Annotated in this window: 1 pseudogene; it reads right to left on the bottom strand. The window is 75.2% G+C overall.

Features of this window, described 5'->3' with window-relative positions:
* Nucleotides 1-2179, bottom strand: a pseudogene (locus ABZ281_RS46870) (hypothetical protein); the annotation flags it as partial.

The raw sequence follows: 2179 nt of genomic DNA, 5'->3' as shown, positions 1-2179 counted from the left end.
AAGGAGTCGGCAGGGCAACGTGGCGCATACCGCCATGTCTGGTAACGGAACGACCGCCGGTGACGATCCCCCAGCGAGCGCGGCCGCGGTCAGGCCGGACTCGGCATCGTCCTCTTCGTCGGTCGGGACCGAGTCGTCTTCCGGCTTCTCCTCCTCGTCCGGGCCGTCGCCGAGCGCGGCGGCGGACAGGCCGGAGCTGGCCTCGTCGTCGTCGGGCGCCGCCGGGGAGTCGTCGTCCCGCTCGCCGAGCACTTCGCCGAGGACCGTTTCGAAGTCCTGCTCCGGCTCGGTGGTGTCCCACACCTCGGCACCCAGCGCGGACGCCTCCTGCGGGTCGCCGTCGTCCTCAGCAGGCTCGGGCACCTCCCAGCCGGTGGGCTCGCCTGCGGAGTTGCTGTCGGCGTCCTCGTCGGGCTGTTTGTCGGGGGCGGGGGAGCCCGCGACCGCGGGGGACAGAGCGCTGCCGTCCTGCTCTTCCTCCCAGCCGTCGCCGCTTCCGCTGTCGGCCGGGTCATCGTCGGGCGTCAGGGCGGGGGAGAAGGCGGTGAAGGCCGGCAGAGCGGTCGCCAGGCCGCTTCCCTGCGTGGCGACCGCGGTGGTCACTGCGGGGGCGGCGGTGGTCTCCGGAGCGAGCGCAGAGTCCTCGCCCACCGGGACGGTGGAGCGGGGGCCGTTGGTGTCGGCCGGTCCGGTGTGTCCCGTCCACGCCGGCGGGGGGACGTCGTCGGTGCGGCTGGAGGTGGCGATCAGCTGGACGAGCCGGTCGTAGGAGTCGGCATCCAGGTGCTGGAGCTTGACCGCGAGGTCCAGGTCGGGCAGTTCGACGAGGGTGCCGGGCTGGGCGGGCAGGGTCCAGGCGCCGGGCAGGTCGAGTTCGCCGCCCGCGGCGGTGACGACCGCGACCGAGGTGCGGGGCCGGGAGGCGAGGAGGTCCTCGAGCTCGGCGGCCGCCGGGCCTGTGGGCGGGGCGGTGGCGATGAGGATGCGGGGGATCCAGGTGTCGCCGCCGTCCTCGCCCAGCCGGGCGGCCCGAAGGTGGTCGTGGCCGCCGTCGGCGAGGGCCTGGCGCTGGAAGGCGTCGTGCGCCTGGAGGTCGGTGGTGGCCGGGCCGAGGTCTGTGTGGTGCTCGATCTGGTCGGGGTAGAGGTGGTGCAGGTCGCTGCCGGCACCGGCGAGGACGATCTGCGTGTCGGGCGCCAGCCGGGAGGAGGCGAGTTCGACGGCCAGGGCGAGCATGACCGCGCGGACGTCGGCCGGGCTGCCGGCCAGGCGCAGCAGGCCGATGGCCTCCAGGTTGACCAGGACCGTGTCGCCGTCCTCGGTTTCGCCCAGGCTCACCAGGGCCGGGTAGGGCACGGTGATGTCGGCGGCCTCGTCCTCGTCGAGGAGAGCCGTGCCGCGGGCGGGGCACACCCACACCGTCGGCTTGTTCTCGTGCTCGGTGAACGGCGCGACGGGCGGGGTGACGGCGGCCAGGTGGAGCTCGATGCCGCGCGCGGTGATGCGCATCGCCTCGACCTCGGGCAGAGGCCGGCCGGCCTGACGGCAGTTGGCGGCCAGGGTGCGCAGGGCGCGGTCGGCGAGCGCGGCGCCGGTGATGTCGGACGCCACGCGCAGTTGCTTCTCGAAGTCGGCGGTCGCACCGGAGGGCATCGGGATGCGCCGCTTGGGGCGCCGGCGGCGCTGCTGGCGCGCACGACGGGCCGCGATGACCGCGAGGACGGCCGCGGCCAGGATGCTGCCCGCCGCGGCGATCGTCTGCACGCTCTGGTCACCGCTGTCGGCGGCCTCCGCGGTGTCGTGCGCCTCAGGCGCCTGGGTGGGCGTGCCGTGCTGCTCCCGCTCGCGGTCGGGTGCCGGGTCCTGCGCGGGCGGCTGCTCGGTCGGCTGTCCACCGTCCTGGCTGTCCTTGTCCGAGCCCTGGCCGGGGGTCTGGGCCGTCTCGCCCTTCTCCCCCTGGTCGGCGCCCGGGCCCGGCTTTTCCTGGGCGGGCGGCTGTGTCTGCTCGGCGCCGGGCCGCTCCTCGGCCTTGCCCTGGTCGGCGGGCTGCTCACGCGGAGGCTGCGCCTGGTCCGGCTTCGAGTCGCTTGGGTCGCTGCCGGCCGCGGCGGGGATCTTCAGCTCCCAGCCGGGGTAGATCTCGTCGGGGTCGCCGAGGGCGCGCCCGTCGTCCTGCTTC

The organism is Streptomyces sp. NPDC006265 (assembly GCF_040613555.1).
GTDB lineage: Bacteria > Actinomycetota > Actinomycetes > Streptomycetales > Streptomycetaceae > Streptomyces.
Note: the sequence above shows the minus strand (reverse complement) of the source record. Positions and strands in the feature narration are given on the sequence as shown.